14 protein-coding genes are annotated in these 15488 nt (G+C 49.0%); 9 read left to right on the top strand and 5 right to left on the bottom strand.

What is annotated here, in order from left to right:
* Window positions 1–34: 34 nt before the first annotated feature.
* From SPIRS_RS20205 to SPIRS_RS20185, 5 genes are all read right to left on the bottom strand, one after another.
* The gene (locus SPIRS_RS20205; RefSeq protein ID WP_013256551.1) at window positions 35–316 is read right to left on the bottom strand and encodes an RNA recognition motif domain-containing protein; all 282 of its coding nucleotides are present in this window, start codon (window positions 314–316) and stop codon (window positions 35–37) included.
* Window positions 317–574: 258 nt separating this feature from the next.
* Window positions 575–850, bottom strand: coding sequence for a peptidylprolyl isomerase (locus SPIRS_RS20200; protein WP_041866153.1), 276 nt, complete (start codon window positions 848–850; stop codon window positions 575–577).
* A 26-nt stretch (window positions 851–876) separates the two neighbouring features.
* Window positions 877–1461: a LemA family protein gene (locus SPIRS_RS20195; protein ID WP_013256550.1), complete on the bottom strand. Its 585-nt coding sequence runs from the start codon at window positions 1459–1461 to the stop codon at window positions 877–879.
* 29 nt (window positions 1462–1490) lie between these two features.
* Window positions 1491–2291: a TPM domain-containing protein gene (locus SPIRS_RS20190; RefSeq protein ID WP_013256549.1), complete on the bottom strand. Its 801-nt coding sequence runs from the start codon at window positions 2289–2291 to the stop codon at window positions 1491–1493.
* Between the two features lie 4 nt (window positions 2292–2295).
* On the bottom strand, window positions 2296–3027 hold the full coding sequence (locus SPIRS_RS20185) for a hypothetical protein (RefSeq protein ID WP_013256548.1): 732 nt from the start codon (window positions 3025–3027) through the stop codon (window positions 2296–2298).
* 175 nt (window positions 3028–3202) lie between these two features.
* Between SPIRS_RS20185 and SPIRS_RS20180 the strand changes: the two genes are divergently transcribed.
* The 9 genes from SPIRS_RS20180 to SPIRS_RS20140 all read left to right on the top strand — a co-directional run bounded on the left by SPIRS_RS20180 (window position 3203) and on the right by SPIRS_RS20140 (window position 15367).
* On the top strand, window positions 3203–5644 hold the full coding sequence (locus SPIRS_RS20180; RefSeq protein WP_013256547.1) for a hybrid sensor histidine kinase/response regulator: 2442 nt from the start codon (window positions 3203–3205) through the stop codon (window positions 5642–5644).
* A gap of 31 nt (window positions 5645–5675) precedes the next feature.
* Window positions 5676–7469: a DNA topoisomerase IV subunit B gene (locus tag SPIRS_RS20175; RefSeq protein ID WP_013256546.1), complete on the top strand. Its 1794-nt coding sequence runs from the start codon at window positions 5676–5678 to the stop codon at window positions 7467–7469.
* The gene (locus tag SPIRS_RS20170) at window positions 7470–9401 is read left to right on the top strand and encodes a DNA topoisomerase IV subunit A (RefSeq protein WP_013256545.1); all 1932 of its coding nucleotides are present in this window, start codon (window positions 7470–7472) and stop codon (window positions 9399–9401) included.
* On the top strand, window positions 9394–10083 hold the full coding sequence (locus SPIRS_RS20165) for an RluA family pseudouridine synthase (RefSeq protein WP_013256544.1): 690 nt from the start codon (window positions 9394–9396) through the stop codon (window positions 10081–10083). The genes SPIRS_RS20170 and SPIRS_RS20165 overlap by 8 nt, the downstream gene beginning before the upstream one ends.
* A 66-nt stretch (window positions 10084–10149) precedes the next feature.
* Window positions 10150–12180 (top strand): hypothetical protein, encoded by a 2031-nt coding sequence (locus tag SPIRS_RS20160; protein ID WP_013256543.1) that lies wholly within the window; start codon window positions 10150–10152, stop codon window positions 12178–12180.
* 57 nt (window positions 12181–12237) lie between these two features.
* Window positions 12238–12672, top strand: coding sequence for a response regulator (locus tag SPIRS_RS20155; protein WP_245537639.1), 435 nt, complete (start codon window positions 12238–12240; stop codon window positions 12670–12672).
* Window positions 12665–13810, top strand: coding sequence for an Hpt domain-containing protein (locus SPIRS_RS20150; protein ID WP_013256541.1), 1146 nt, complete (start codon window positions 12665–12667; stop codon window positions 13808–13810). Before SPIRS_RS20155 ends, SPIRS_RS20150 begins: the two co-directional genes overlap by 8 nt.
* Before the next feature lie 22 nt (window positions 13811–13832).
* Complete coding sequence (locus SPIRS_RS20145; RefSeq protein WP_013256540.1) at window positions 13833–14243, top strand: response regulator; 411 nt, start codon at window positions 13833–13835, stop codon at window positions 14241–14243.
* 26 nt (window positions 14244–14269) lie between these two features.
* A complete protein-coding gene (locus tag SPIRS_RS20140; protein ID WP_013256539.1) occupies window positions 14270–15367 on the top strand; it encodes a hybrid sensor histidine kinase/response regulator in 1098 nt (365 codons plus the stop codon).
* The last annotated feature ends 121 nt before the right edge of the window (window positions 15368–15488 follow it).

The raw sequence follows: 15488 nt of genomic DNA, 5'->3' as shown, positions 1-15488 counted from the left end.
CATAGGCTGGCTGCTTCCTAATGGGGGCTCAGATTTAATATCTGTAACCACCTCTCTGAGGTCTGTCGTTTCTATCCCTGGCTTCATTTACTTTCAGATCTCTGTTTTTCCACTCTGTTCCATTTAGAGCGGAGATAGCAGCATCGGCTGCGGATGAGTCTTCCATTTCAACAAAACCAAAGCCTTTGGAACGGTTTGTGTCTCTATCTGTTATGATACGGACACTGCTAACGCTACCATATTGTGAAAACAGTGATTCCAAATCCTCTTCTCTCGCTTCATAGCTAAGATTTCCTACATAGATCTTCTTCGACATACTAACTCCTTGATCCGGTGTCCTTACCGGAAAATAAAAATAAGCTGGAAAGATCGATAATCTTTGATCATACGTTGAAGAAGTAGTGGAATTGAAAAAAAGATAAAGGATAGAAAACCGCTTCCTTGTCTCTCTCATTGCAATTGCAAAACGATTCAATCATAGGAAAAAGAGTATACGACACTCAACGTCTTATTTTTAAGTCTATTCCAGGTCGACGGAAAAATCAAGTGAGCACATGATCCGGATGTCCGGATGCTACTTTCTTCCCGTCAATTTGATAACATGAAATCCAAACTGGGTTCGTACCACATCGCTGATGCTGCCGACACCCATATTTGAACAGGCCCGTTCGAATTCCGGTACCATCTTACCGCTCCCGAACCAACCGAGATCTCCTCCCTTGGATTTGCTTGGGCAGGTTGAATACTCTCTGGCAAGTGCGGCGAAATCCGCTCCCTTTTTTGCCCGTTTTACCAGTTCTTTAGCCAAATTTTGGTCCTTTACCAGAATGTGACTCGCTTTCCACTCCATTATGGTCTCCTTGTTTTCTCTGTCCTTTAACTTCCGAAATCGACCTTCGGTGCCGTTCTTGCTGCCTCGTCGATTTCGAAGTAATCACGTTTTTCAAAACCCATGGAACCGGCGATGATAGATCCGGGAAAAATCCGTATCTTGGTGTTGAACTGCTTTACCTGGTCGTTGTAACGCTTTCTGGCCACGGCCAGACGATTTTCGGTTCCCGCCAGTTCATCCTGAAGCCTGGTGAAATTGCCATCCGCCTTTAGCTCCGGGTAGTTTTCCGCCACAACCAGTAACCTGGAGAGGGCTCCCTGCATCTCGTTGTATCCTTCGGCCTTTTCCGCAACACTTCCAGCGCCCGCAAGTTTTGCCCTGGCGTTCGCAATATTGGTAAACACTTCTTCCTCATGGCTTGCATAGCCTTTTACCGTCGATACCAGATTGGGAATCAAATCGCTTCGCCGCTGTAGCTGATTGTCGATTTCCGCCCACGCCGCATCGATTCCCTCTTCAAGCTGTACCAGGTTGTTTCGGGTCCCGATGTACCAGGATCCGAAAGCGAATACCAGCACACCTATAAGCGCGATAACCATGATAATGCTTGCTCTGCTTCTTCCGCTCATCTCGTTTGCTCCTTACCCATAATTTCTGCTTAAAATCCTCGGCTGGCTCCTCCGCCTCCGAAGCTTCCGCCCCCAAAACCGGAAAAACCACCTCCGCCTCCGAAGCCTCCGGAACCGAATCCTCCGCTTCCGAAGCCTCCCCGATAGTGGCGGTTTCCGCCACCGCCCAAAAACAGCAGCGGCCAGAGGAATCGTCCGCCGCCGCTAAAAATGATAAAAAGGACGAAGAGTACCTTGAAGAGTTCGGCCATGGAACTGCCGTCGTTCTCCCTTCCGTAATCGTAGCGGCTGCTTTCGCGCATATCAACTTGTGAAAGGCTTACACCGTATTCGTCGGCAATAATGCCCGCTATGCCGTTGACCGCTCTTACAAACCCTTCTCCGTAGTCCCCTTTCTGGAAATAGGGCACCATGGAGGTATCCATTATTTCTCCCACGAGGCCGTCGGGAAGAGCTCCTTCAAGGCCGTAACCAACCTCGATTCTCAATTTGCGTTCCTGCATGGCAAGGATAAGGAGAACGCCGTTATCTTCTTTCTCTGTACCGACGCCCCATTTCTGTGCCAAGGCAACAGAATATTCTTCGATGGAGCCGTAGGGAGCGTATGACTGCACCGTTGCAACGGCGATTTCTGCACCAGTGGCTTGTTTGACCGCTGCAGCGACCTGTTCTATTTCCCGTTTGTCGGAATCGGCAATGACCCCGGCAAAGTCGTTCACCGTTCCCACCGGATCGGGAAGCTTCTGTGCAAAAGTAGCTGCCGAGGAAAAGAAAAGGAAGATGATACAAAGGAGCAGATGAATATTCCGGTTGCTTTTTACTGCCGCCATGTTTTTATGCCTCCAACTTATCAACGATTCCGGAAAGTTGGGTGAGGGCTACCAGTATAGTCTCGGCTGTTTCTGTCGCTGTGGCTGTCTTGTGTTCCCCGTCGCGAAGGGCCGAGAGTTCGGCGAATGGGGTTCCATCGATACCGTATGCCTCAGCCATATCCCCGGCAAGGGCATCCGCCCCAAAGGGGATGTGGGATGTTTCCTTGAGCCGCAGCAGTCCCCTGAGCAGTGCGGTTTGGGCCCCGAACCACTCTATCAGAACCAATTTGAGTCTGCGCGGGGATCCCTTTGAGGCAAGGATCGCCTGTCGTATGGCATTGATACTTCCCCGCAGCCGCTCTTCCACCTGATGACGCAGATGCCGTTTATCTACGGTAATCGTTTCGGCATAATCCTTTCCGAAGAGGAGCTGTCGTCGGGCCATGAGGTCTAGGTATTCCATGGGAAAGACATCCGCGGCGTTGAGAAATTCCTCCACCGTTTGGATCTGGAGGCTGATCCTCTGTTTTTGTATATATCGGGACTGCTGCTTGCCCAGTTCTACAATGTTCCGAGGCGCTGGTGCCTCGATCAGAGCCATGATGTTGATATCCGACGTTCCCGGATTGTATTCTGTGCCGGCCGCACTGCCATACAGCATTACCGATAGAAGGCTCTCTCCGAAAATCTGCTGCAGGGACGGTATGAAATGCTTTTTTACCGAAGCAATGGCGGACAGCTGTGGATTATTCATGATTCCTCCATGATTTTTCAGGTTTGAACAAGCTTAGTTTAAGATACTTTCCCGCCGGGGAAAAGGCAACGAGGTGTTGCTTATCTTGAAATCATCCGGAATTACAAAAATCTTTTCATTTACCGTTGAGTCCTGTGATTCGTCCCCTTATACTTCCTAACGGATAATGGTATTCATGGATAAGAACGAAAATTTTCTTGACAGTTTATCATCTTTTGTTCGGGAAGCCCACGGGGTTTTTGATTCTCCGTATGCTCGAATGTTGCGTCTCATGTGTGACAATGTTCCCGACCTGCTCTGGGCAAAGGATTTGAACAACCGCTTTCTTTTCGTTAATCAGGCAATGTGCGATAAACTTCTTTGTGCCCGTGATACCAATGAGCCGATCGGAAAAACCGACATGTTTTTTGCTCTGCGTGAACGAAAAAATCATCCTGAACAGTCTGATTGGCATACCTTCGGAGAGATATGCCGGGACAGCGATCTTGTGGTTCGTCAGACCGCACAGGCGGGGCGCTTTGACGAGTTCGGGAATGTCCGTGGTGAGTTCCTCTTTCTGGATGTCTACAAGGCTCCCTTTCGCGATGAAGCCGGAGAGATCATAGGGACCGTCGGTTGCGGTAGGGTTGTTACCGATGAACGGCGGATGGTCGAAGCCCTCCAGGAACGTGAAGAGGAGTATCACAGGATTGTAGAGCAGGCTGCTTCGATCATCGTAAAGGTTGATCTCTCGGGACAAATTCTTTTCATGAATCATTTTGGCCTTGATCTGTTTGGCTACACCATGGATGAGCTTTATCACAAGAATGCCGTCGGAACCATCGTTTCGGATAAAAAAAGCGATGACTTTTTTCGAAAGGTGCCCGATCAGTGCTGCGACGGCAAAACCATCGAAGAGAGTGTTACCAGATTGGGCGAACATCTCTACATTTCCTGGTCGAATCGTCCCCTTTATGATACCGAAGGACGCTGTTATGGCTTCCTTTCCATCGGAAACGATGTTACCGACTATAAGGTAAGAGAGCTTGAACTCTTGGAGGTCCGACAGAAAGCTGCCTCTGCCGAACTTCAGAAAGGCGTATTTCTTGGAACCGTGACGCATGAGCTGAGGACTCCCCTCTCCGGCATGCTTGGGGTTGTGGATGCTCTCCTTTCATCCGGTCGTGCCCCAGGAGTGCATGAAGAACTTTCTCTCCTTCGTGATGCTGCTCAGACTCTTTTGGCCTTGGTCGACGACCTTGTCGGGGTTACCAATATGAATGGCTTTTTCCCCGATATTAAGGCTTCCGCCTTTCACCTTGGGAAGGATCTTGTGGGCCCTGTTCGTCGTTTAATGGAACCTTTGGCCAGGGCAAAGGGTTTGAAATTGGAAGTTCGTGTGGCTCCAGGCGTTCCTACCCTGCTTTTGGGCGATACATTACGGCTTCGCCAGATTTTTTACAATCTTATCGGTAATGCCGTTAAGTATACCGACCAGGGACGGGTCTTGTTTTCCGTAGAGCAAGATACTCCACTTTTTCCTGAGAAAGGCCGCCAGGCCCTGGTTTTCTCGGTTTCCGATACCGGTAATGGTATTCCGGATGATGTGCAGGGAACCTTGTTTGACTTTTTTACCCGCTCTTCAAGTCCTGATCAGCAGAGGAGGGAAGGAAGTGGTCTAGGCCTTGCGGTGGTAAAACGGATCGTCGATGCCATGGGTGGAAAGATAGAGGTCCATAGTGACCCGGAATCCGGGGCGATATTCAGTATCCATCTTGATCTGATACATCCGGAACAGGATTTTCCCGATGATGTTTGTGAGGATATTCCTTCCTTGGAAAAGGGCGATTCCCAGTTTCTGGAAAACGCCATGCCTCGTATTCTCCTTGCAGACGATAATAAATTGCATCGTCTTTCCATTGGCTGGGCTCTACGTGATGCCGGCTGCCGGGTCGTTGAAGCGAGGGATGGTGGAGAGGCCCTTGCCGCTGCCGGAGCTGCCTGTCCCGATGCCGTGATTCTTGATATAAAAATGCCTGGATCGGAGGGAGTCGATTTATTGCAGGAGACACGTACGCTCTGTTCCCCCGATATTCCTGTCCTTGCAGTCACTGCCTGGATCAGTGAGGAGGAACAGAAAAAACTGCTTGATTCGGGCTATGTCGCAGTCTTGATAAAGCCGGTTTCCCGAAGTCGGCTTTATTCCTGCCTTGCGGGGGCACTTCGTACCGTCTCTTCTTCCTCTTCCAAAGAGTATGGATGTGGAGAGTTGGGAGAGGCCGATTATGAAGCCCTCGTCGATCGGTTTTTCGAAAAGATCAAGTTGGCTTCCGGCAGGGACAGGGAATATCTTAAGGAGATGGCCTCCCTTTTTGTGAAAGAGTTTCCACAGCTGCTCTTTGCCTTTGAAAAAGAATTGAGCCAGACACCTCCGGACAAGGACCTGCTATGCAATCTGATGCATTCTATGTGTAATTATGTGAGTGCCGTTGGAGAGGGCGCCCTTGCGGGAATGATCCGGGGTTGTGAGGAACAGCTTGCTGCAGGGCTATGCAGCGAAGATGAGTTTCGTCGGCTCATTGAAAATCTCCGCCTCTTTCACCGAATTATGCAGGACCGTTTTTCATCACTACTTTGAAACAACGAAAAAACGTGATACAAATGCACTCATGGCGAAGAAATCTACTAGTTATGACGAAAGTAAGATAAAAACACTATCTAGCCTCGAGCATATTAGGCTGAGAACCGGGATGTACATCGGCCGGCTCGGCGACGGCAGTAACTTTGACGACGGTATCTATATTCTTCTGAAAGAGATCATCGACAATAGTATCGATGAATATATTATGGGATCCGGAAATCTCATAAAGGTTCAGCTTGCCGATAATGTTGTCCGGGTGAGAGATTTCGGACGTGGAATTCCTCTTGGTAAGGTGATTGAGTGTGTTTCGATTATCAATACCGGAGCAAAATACAATGATGAGGTCTTCCAGTTTTCTGTGGGTTTAAATGGGGTCGGTACCAAGGCCGTAAACGCACTTTCAAAACGCTTTCGGGTGGTAAGTTTTCGGAACGGTGCCTATTTTGAAGCAATATTTGAACGAGGAGAGCTGAAAAGCCAGAAAAAAGGAAAGGCCCCGAAGGAAAAAAACGGGACCTATACGGAATTCGAAGCGGATCCCGATATCTTTGGTGATTATCTATTCAATCAGGAATTCGTCGAACAGCGGATGTGGAACTATGCCTGCCTAAATGCGGGACTGACCCTCGAATTCAACAAGAAGCGATTCAAAAGTGAAAAAGGCCTTCTCGACCTCCTCGCTTCGGAAATCGGGGAGAAGACCCTTTACGAGATTGGCTACTATCGTGGCGAAAAACTGGAATTTGCTTTTACCCATACGGAGACCTACGGAGAAACCTACTTCTCTTTTGTCAACGGCCAGTATACCAGCGACGGGGGGACCCATCAGAGCGCCTTTCGAGAGGGGCTTCTAAAAGGGGTGAACGAGTTTTACAAGAAAAATTACTCGGGAGTCGATGTCCGTGAGGGTATTGCCGGGGCTATCGCCGTTAAGTTGATGAATCCCGTCTTTGAGAGCCAGACAAAAAACAAGTTGGGTAACACCGAGGTCCGGGGCTGGATCGTTAATGAGGTCAAAGATGCGGTGGCCGATTTTCTCCATAAGGATCAGGAAGCCGCAAAAAAACTTGAGGACAAGATCCGAAACAACGAACGGCTGCGTAAAGAGCTTAATTCGGTAAAAAAGGAGGCTCGGGAGGCAGCCAAGAAAATCGCTCTTAAAATTCCGAAGCTGAAGGATTGCAAATATCACCTCGGGGACAAAGAGGGCGATGAAACGATGATCTTTCTTACCGAGGGTGCTTCAGCCACCGGAGCCATGGTATCCAGCCGGGATGTCTACCATCAGGCAATTTTCAGTCTTAGGGGAAAGCCGCAAAATACATGGGGAAAGAAAAAAGCCGATCTCTACAAAAATGAAGAACTATACAATATGATGATGGCCCTGGGCATAGAGAACGATGTCGCGGAACTGCGCTATGCAAAGATTGTCATTGCAACCGATGCCGATCACGACGGTTTTCATATTCGTAATCTGCTTCTTACCTTTTTCCTCAACTATTTCGAGGAACTTGTGCATCAGGGACGGGTTTTCATTCTCGAAACACCCATTTTTCGGGTACGAAATAAAAAAGAGACACGATATTGCTATAACCTTAAAGAGCGGGACGAGGCCATGGGTTCTCTTTCCAACCATGAGGTCACCCGCTTTAAAGGGCTTGGAGAGATCAGCCCAAGTGAATTCGGACAATTCATCGGGGAGGATATGCGTCTGGTGAATGTCAGCATCAAGAGCCTCCAAACCATCCCCGATACCCTGGAATTTTACATGGGGAAAAATACCCCGCATCGCCGAAGCTTTATCATGGAGAATTTGATCTAAATGAGCTATGTAAAGACCCTCTTCAATCGTAACTTCCTCGAGTATGCATCCTATGTCATCAAGGATCGGGCCATTCCCGATATCGGCGACGGTCTTAAGCCGGTACAGCGGCGTATTCTTCATTCGCTCTTTGAGGTCGACGACGGGAAATTCCACAAGGTGGCCAATATTGTTGGGCACTGCATGAAGTATCATCCTCACGGAGATGCAAGCATCTATTCTGCATTGGTTGTGCTTGCCAATAAGGATCTATTCATCGACAAGCAGGGAAATTTCGGTAATCCCATAACAGGAGACGAGGCGTCCGCCGCCCGATATATCGAATGCCGTATCCTGCCCTTTGCGAAGAAGGTGCTCTACAGCCCTCAGGTAACAGAGTATGTGGACAGCTATGATGGCCGGAACCGTGAGCCTGTAGTCTTTCCCTCAAAGATTCCCGTGCTTCTCATTCAAGGCGCCGAGGGCATCGCCGTTGGTATGTCGACCAAGATCCTGCCCCATAACTTTGAAGAGGTGCTTCGGGCGGTTGTTAGCGAGTTGAAAGGAGAGCCTTTTCAGCTTTTCCCTGATTTCCCAAACGGCGGATTGGTCGATGTTTCCGATTATCAGGATGGTCTTGGAAAAGTCCTCATCCGGGCAAAGCTGGACACCAAGGACCCGAAGCGGATCATCATTAAGGAAATTCCCTTTGGAACTACTACCGAAAGCCTTATCGCTTCCATAGAGGCGGCGGCCCGAAAGGGGCGGGTCAAAATCAGTCAAATCAACGACTATACCAGTGAAGCGGTCGAGATCGAAATCAAACTTGCCAGAGGTGTTTACACCAAAGAGGTGGTAGACAGCCTTTTTGCCTACACCGACTGCGAATATTCGGTCAGCGTAAACCTTCTTGTCATAAAGGATGGATTGCCTACCCAGATGACCGTCCCCGAGGTGATTCGCTACCATGCGCGCCAGCTTGTGGCTGTTCTTGAGGCGGAGCTGAAGGTCGAAGAGGCCGATCTGAAGGAAAAGATCCATGCAAGAACCCTGGAGCGTATCTTCATCGAAGAGAGGATTTATAAACGCATCGAAGAGATGAAGACGCGAGAGACGGTGATTTCTGCGGTTATCGAAGGATTTAAACCCTTTAAGAAGGAGATTCCGCGGGAAGTGACGGAAGAGGATGTGGAACGGCTTCTGAAAATTCCGATCCGGCGAATCAGCCTCTACGATATCGAAAAGGCACGTAAGGAATTGGCCGAGTTGCAGGGACGCCTGAAAGAGGTCCGTTATCATTTGAAAAATCTGGTGGCTTACGCTATCGGTTTTATCGAGGGGGTCCTGAAGGATACCGCGGGACGGTTTCCCCGCCGGACAAAGGTGGGCCGTTTTGAAAAGGTGGATGTTCGTGAGGTTGCCGCTCGTGATCTTGATCTGCGTTATGACGCCAAGACCGGGTATCTTGGCTACGATCTGAAAGGCGGCGACTCTCTTTTTGCGGTCAATCAGTACGATCGGGTACTGATTATTCGGGGAGACGGAACCTACCGGGTAACCGATGTTCCCGAAAAGATGTTTGTCGGTAAGGGATTGATGTACTGCGGTATCGCGGACAAAGAAGAGCTGGCCGACTGTCACTTTTCCATTGTGTATCAGGATACGGTAACCAAGCATCTCTATATCAAGCGATGCACCATTGAGCAGTTTATCCTGGAGAAGGATTACGATCTTTTGCCCGAGGGTGCAAAGCCCCTTGCCTTTACCACTCGTGAGGATCAGGAGATCGTTCTGAACTATAAACCAAAGCCTCGCCTTAAAATTTTGGAGGAGAATTTTCGGGTTTCCGATTTTTTGGTGAAAAGCGTGAAGGCCGGAGGAGTCAGGCTTTCCACTAAGGAAGTAAAGAGCCTTAAGCTTAGAAAGGCAAAAAAGAAGGCGGAAGATGCCTGAAGTGTTATATGAAGATAATCACTTGATTGTGGTGAATAAACGGTGCGGCGATATTGTGCAGGGGGATAAGAGCGGCGATCCTACACTTGCCGACGAGGTAAAAGAATATCTGAGAGAGAAATACAACAAGCCGGGAAATGTCTTCCTTGGAATTCCCCATCGCCTCGATCGGCCTACAAGTGGCGTTGTACTGTATGCCCGTACGGAAAAGGCCCTTAGGAGACTTTCTCTTTCGTTTCGTGAGCAGCATGTTGAAAAGATCTATTGGGCCGTTGTTGACAAGATGCCTCCCGCAGAGTCCGGTACCCTCGTTCACTATCTTCGCCGGGACAGGAAGAAAAACAAGTCTTTTGCTTCCGATACCCCAACGGCCGATAGTCAGGAGGCAAAAATGCGTTATCGACTTGTCGGAGCGACAAACAGGTACTATCTATTGGAAATAGAGCTACTTACCGGTCGGCATCACCAGATCCGTGCTCAGTTGGCGGCTGTCGGTTGCCGAATCCGTGGGGACTTGAAATACGGTTATCCGCGGAGTAACCGGGATGGGGGTATACATCTTCATGCCAGAAAGGTTTCCCTCGACCATCCTGTGGGGGAACGGAATAGGATTACCATCACGGCGGATCCTCCCTCCGGGGATCCTTTATGGGCGGAGTTTCTTCGCCTTGAGGAGGGCTAAGAGCGTAGTCATCCGATCTCTGTTGCAAAAAGGCTTCTCCAGGCCTATACTTGAGGCAGCAAACCGATGAATGCCCTTAACGATTTTGAGCAGCTGCTTCGCGCATATACTCGCAAACGACGTACCGCTTCGATCGCTTTGGCCACGCTGATGCGGGGTATCGGAAAGTGGTCGACCGAGGTACGCCAAACAAAGCAGGATTTCACCGATTTCTCCTCGTATTCGCCTGTTATGCTTTCGGAGTTGCTGGATCAGGCGAAGGCTAAGAATATTGCGGTTGTTCAAAATGAGCCTGCAGGGCGGATCGTCTACTATCTTGGCTATTTTGTATATGCTGTTCGCGGGGCCTATGAGGAGATGGAGGCCGATAACGATCGCCCCTTTCCTTGTGAGGAAAGTTTTCGCTTTTCTTTTCCAATAGAAGTGCTCCAGGTGCTTGACGTTAAGGCTGAGTTTGTCGATCTGCTCAGAGGCCAGGTAAAGATAGAGCATCCGATACTGAAGCTGACCTTTCCCGAAGGAATCCGTTCCATGCTCCTTTTACCGGAGATGGCGGAAGAAAAGCTCCTGAACCTCTGTATTTCCAAGATGCGTCAATACTTAACCATTAAAAAGAATGTCGATTATGTGAACCATCGACTCTTGGCGGCCTTTCCGGGGAAAGAGCGAAGTATCAGGGATATGATCAACAATATCCTTACCCAGCGTGATACGGCCCTTTCCATTGTCAAAGATCCGGATGACTTTACCTTTCAGTTTTGGTCTCATTTCATGAGCGTTATTATGAAGGATTTTCGTGAAAAAGAGACAAAACTCGAACGAGAGCACGCTTTCAGCCAAGCCTCATACCTTGTGGGGATGTATAATCTTTTCTTTAAGGGAAACAAGCGAACAAAGCAGGAAAAAGAGCATGCCTTTCAGGTGGTGGAGAAGGGCATTAAAAGTGCTCCTTTTTACCATACCTTTCTTGATATCAGCAGTTTTAGGGATCCGAAGGGCTTTCCCGTCAGCAGAACCATAAAGCAAAAAGAGCTTGCAACCTATCTTGAACGGCGTACCGAGCTGAAAGAATCGGGGCCTCTTCCCGACATCATCAGGATACGTGATGCCGCAGGCCACGAATTCTATATTCCAAAGGATCGCCTGCTTCAACTCACCTTGAAAAAGGTAGTTGAAATCAGCCGGAATATCCGCAGAGAGGTAAGCAGGGAATGGGCGGAGCATCTTGGAGAATTCCGAAAGGTTCCTGAGATGATCCGGCGAGAGGCTTTGGAATCTGATCTTTGGCTTAGGGTAAAGAATCGTGACCCCTTACTCTTTGCCTTGCTCAAATTTGAGCTTTTGCTGATGACTCTGCATGAGACAAAGCCGTCGAAAGAGGTCTTCATCGAAACCGAACGGCTCCTGGACGTAAAGAAAAATGCTTTGATCCCCATCGATGAAATCCTTCGATTCGACCGAAAGACCGTTCTGCTTGAGGCTAGAACCCTTATCCCGCTGTGGAAGAGTATTCCTATCGTCGGTCGGCTTGGCGTTATGCTGGTGCGCTTATTCCGGGGGATGGGGTCAAAGGCCGGTTCGATTAAAGACCCTGCGGAGCTTTATGCCCGCTTTTCCGGCGCCGATAAACACGCTTCCGAAAGCTCTCCGAAACCTCGTTCTACGGGTAATAAAAGTGATATCGGTGAGGGGTTTCACAAGCTGCCGGAAAGGCAAGAGGCCGCCACCCCACTTCCCGGAAAAAAATTACGGGAGGCTGCCTTGCAGCAGTACCGGAAAGCAATTCATGCACTGAAGGTTGCGTATGTCGGAGAAGGTGGGGATCTTCGTACCGATATGAAGGAGCTGATTGAGGCGTGGAATCCCTTGGTCGAGCCCCAGGCAAAAGCCGACTTGATCGAAGATGTCAATGCCATGGTGCGTGATTTTATGCGCAGCCTCAAACGGGGCTTTTCCATTTCTCCTCCGGATCAGGATCGAATCAGAAATTTGGCGGAAAAAGTTGCGGAATCGGACGCTCTGAAGGAGATCAAACGCAAGGACCCACTCACCCGGTATATCGAGCTTTATATGATCGAACAACTTGGAAAGAAATAATCATGTCTGTGGAGTCATTTGACATGGCGTGTACCGGCATCTATGATAAACAGTGTTATGATCGTAAAAACAATCATTTGTGATGATGACCCTATGGTGCTGGCGCTTCTGAAGGCCTATTTGTCTCCTCTGAAGATGCTGGATATACAAACGGTGGATAGTGCACCCAAGGCCCTTGAGATTATCAAACATGAGAAAATTCATCTTCTTATTCTTGATATCGTCATGCCGACAATGGATGGAATTACCCTGTTACGGGAGGCCAAAAAGATCGATCCCTTGACTCATGTGGTCATGATGACCTCCGACGCCACTCTTGGGCGGGTGATTGATTCTCTTGGAAGTGGCGCGCTGGATTTTGTCATGAAGCCGTTTCAGGATGAACATGACATTGTCGAAATTGTCGAGGGGTCCGTCGCCCGCTGGGAACGGTGGAATAAGGTGCTAAAAGAGACGGCTCGAAAAACCTACGAGGCTGGAGACCATGCTTGATGATCTTACCTCCCTGCAGTCGCAATTTTACGAAGATGCCTTAGATCTTTTAAATAGCGGCGAAGCGATTCTCCTGGCCCTGGAGGACGGAAACGGTGATACCGAACAGCTTAATGCCCTTTTTCGTGTTTTCCACACCCTTAAGGGAAACGCCAATATGGTCGGTATCGAATCGGTCGGCCGACTTTGCCATGCTCTGGAATCTATCCTCGATGGTGTGAGGAAGGGTACGACCCCTCTTGAGGAAGGTATACTGCAGCATAGCTTTGAGGTTATTGATCTGTTGGGGCAGATTGCTGCTCGTGCGGATGCGGCACCTTTTGATGATCATATTGCTCAAATGGTGGGGCGACTTGAGGAGGGAGGAAAAAGGAGTGCCGAGAAGGTCCCTGCTTCCGAACCACTTTCTGACCCTGCGGTCTCCGAAGTAGTAGAAACAGAGGCTGAAGCACAAGCAGAAGTAGAAGCAAAAGACGGCAAGGTAACACAGAGTGCGGATTTCCTTTCTGGAAAGGGTCTTTTCCTGCGTTTCGCAAGAAGTTACGGCCGAGCCGTTGAGCTCGCCGGGGAGATACAATTCGCAGATAGCGATAAGAGTATTGAACAGCTTCTTGATCTTGGAATGCTTGCCCTTGATCTGCGGGACCTCGGTGTGCAGCTGGATGAAAACGAATTGGGACGTGTCGCCATCTATCTGGAGAAGTTTGTTACCGCTCTTTTACGTCTTCAGGCCGAATATGAAGAGATCACCTTCGAGCTTCTTTATGTGTTGCTTGATGAGATGGAAGAGCGTCTGAGAACTCTCCTGAAACAGGTTCCCTGGTTCAGAGTTGAGCAAGTGGAGGAACCGATCCAGCTACGCAATCTGGTCGGTTTGGAAATCGAAGAAGAAAAGGAAGATGTGCTTGTAGTCGAACTGCACATATCGGAGGAGGCCTTTCTTCGCAGTGCGGACCTTTTTAATCAGTGTCGGCGGCTCAAAGAGGAGCGCAAGGGGCCTGTTTGTTTTCTTCACTCGAAACCCGGGGTTCTTGCGAAGGCCGCTCAACTACTTGGTCAAAGCATAGGGGCAGTATATCCCGATGTTCATAAAGATGTTCTTTCCGGGATCATTGGGATAGCGGCTTCCCTGAGTTGAAAACGAAGGTTAGGAGATTGGTATGGCAAAGAAATTATTGATAATCGATGACTCTTTCCTTGTCCGGTCGGGACTGGAAGGGGCATTTAAAAAAAGTGGGAAATGGGAGATTTCGCTGGCGGAGAACGGCAAGATCGGCCTTGAGAAAATTTTGTCCGAAAAACCGGATATCGTGATTATGGATATTGAGATGCCGGAAATGGATGGGCTCGCTACCTTAAAAGAGATCGGTTCGAGAAAACGGTCGGGAGAAATTCTAAAAAGCCTACCTGTTATCATCTTAAGCGGAACAATGTACGAAAACGATGAAAATATTCGCAGAGCCAAAATGTTGGGGGCTTCCGATGTCATGGCAAAGCCTATGGGGAAATCTTCAACAGTTACGATTGATGTTACGGCGTTGCAAGAACGAATGGAGAAATTGCTTGCGTAAGATTTCCGGTAGAAAGGACGGTATAGATGGACGATGAGTACCAATCCTCGCGGATACTGATTGTCGATGATGTATACAGGAATATTCAACTTGCAGGAGCAATCCTTAAACAAGAAAATTTTCATTTTTCCTTTGCCACCGATGGTAACACAGCTTTACGCGTCGCACGGGAAGGCGGCGTCGATCTGATTCTGCTGGATATCATGATGCCAGATCTCGATGGGTTTTCGGTCTGTTCGCTCCTGAAAGAAAATCCGGAGACAGCCGATATTCCAGTTATTTTCTTAACGGCAAAAAACGACACCGAAAGTATTGTACGTGGTTTCGATCTTGGTGCCGTCGACTATCTGACAAAACCGTTTCAAGCCGCGGAGCTGTTGGCCAGGGTCCGTACCCATGTGCATCTGCGAATTACCGAACGCAAGTTGAAAGAGGCTAATGCCGCCAAGGACCGCTTCTTTTCCATTATTGCCCACGATCTTCGTAGTCCATTTACCGCGCTGCTTGGGGTGAGTCAGTATCTACGGGACGGAATCGACGAGCTAAGCCCCGAAACTGCCAAGGAGCTTATCGGAGGGATTCATACTGCAAGTAAAAACGCCTTCGATCTCCTGGAAAACTTGCTGCAGTGGTCAAGGGTTCAGACCGGAACAGCTGTTTTTGTCCCCGAAGATGTCGAACTCGCCTCATCCGTTCGGGACAACATCGGCCTTTTAGGGGTTAACATTGCAGCGAAAGAACTCTCGGTTGAAAACAAGGTACCGGAGAATATCCGGGCCTATGCAGATGCCCGTGTCGTGGACACTGTTATTCGCAATTTGCTTTCCAATGCCGTCAAATTTACCCCCAGAGGCGGGCGGGTTGAGCTAATCGGGGAAGAAAATGGAAAGGATTGTCGTCTCATTGTCCGCGATTCCGGTGTCGGAATGAGTGAAAAGCAGCTTGCATCGCTTTTTAAGATCGATTCGAGACAAAATACGAAAGGCACGGAGCAGGAGGAGGGGTCTGGCTTGGGACTCATCCTGAGTAAAGAGTTTCTTGATCGAAGTAACGGCTATCTTTCTGTAGAAAGTCGTCCTGGTGAAGGCTCTGTTTTTACCGTTACCCTTCCCGCCTTTTCATAGAATGAGAACCAATCGCTCCTATTTTCTTTTCATATGACCGCTTTTCGGGGCCCCTGCTCCGTTGACCACCATTATTTTGCTATGATAGGCTTTCTTTCCATTAACCATACTTGATTTCGGA

The sequence above is a fragment of the Sediminispirochaeta smaragdinae DSM 11293 genome (genome assembly GCF_000143985.1).
Lineage (GTDB): Bacteria > Spirochaetota > Spirochaetia > DSM-16054 > Sediminispirochaetaceae > Sediminispirochaeta > Sediminispirochaeta smaragdinae.
The sequence above is the reverse complement of the archived record's forward strand: the minus strand, read 5'-3'. Positions and strand labels throughout refer to the sequence as shown.

Excerpts from the sequence above, each read along its gene's own strand:
- SPIRS_RS20205 (WP_013256551.1), bottom strand. The coding sequence starts at position 316 with ATGTCGAAGAAGATCTATGTAGGAAATCTTAGCTATGAAGCGAGAGAA.
- SPIRS_RS20200 (WP_041866153.1), bottom strand. The coding sequence starts at position 850 with ATGGAGTGGAAAGCGAGTCACATTCTGGTAAAGGACCAAAATTTGGCT.
- SPIRS_RS20195 (WP_013256550.1), bottom strand. The coding sequence starts at position 1,461 with ATGAGCGGAAGAAGCAGAGCAAGCATTATCATGGTTATCGCGCTTATA.
- SPIRS_RS20190 (WP_013256549.1), bottom strand. The coding sequence starts at position 2,291 with ATGGCGGCAGTAAAAAGCAACCGGAATATTCATCTGCTCCTTTGTATC.
- SPIRS_RS20185 (WP_013256548.1), bottom strand. The coding sequence starts at position 3,027 with ATGAATAATCCACAGCTGTCCGCCATTGCTTCGGTAAAAAAGCATTTC.
- SPIRS_RS20180 (WP_013256547.1), top strand. The coding sequence starts at position 3,203 with ATGGATAAGAACGAAAATTTTCTTGACAGTTTATCATCTTTTGTTCGG.
- SPIRS_RS20175 (WP_013256546.1), top strand. The coding sequence starts at position 5,676 with ATGGCGAAGAAATCTACTAGTTATGACGAAAGTAAGATAAAAACACTA.
- SPIRS_RS20170 (WP_013256545.1), top strand. The coding sequence starts at position 7,470 with ATGAGCTATGTAAAGACCCTCTTCAATCGTAACTTCCTCGAGTATGCA.
- SPIRS_RS20165 (WP_013256544.1), top strand. The coding sequence starts at position 9,394 with ATGCCTGAAGTGTTATATGAAGATAATCACTTGATTGTGGTGAATAAA.
- SPIRS_RS20160 (WP_013256543.1), top strand. The coding sequence starts at position 10,150 with ATGAATGCCCTTAACGATTTTGAGCAGCTGCTTCGCGCATATACTCGC.
- SPIRS_RS20155 (WP_245537639.1), top strand. The coding sequence starts at position 12,238 with ATGATCGTAAAAACAATCATTTGTGATGATGACCCTATGGTGCTGGCG.
- SPIRS_RS20150 (WP_013256541.1), top strand. The coding sequence starts at position 12,665 with ATGCTTGATGATCTTACCTCCCTGCAGTCGCAATTTTACGAAGATGCC.
- SPIRS_RS20145 (WP_013256540.1), top strand. The coding sequence starts at position 13,833 with ATGGCAAAGAAATTATTGATAATCGATGACTCTTTCCTTGTCCGGTCG.
- SPIRS_RS20140 (WP_013256539.1), top strand. The coding sequence starts at position 14,270 with ATGGACGATGAGTACCAATCCTCGCGGATACTGATTGTCGATGATGTA.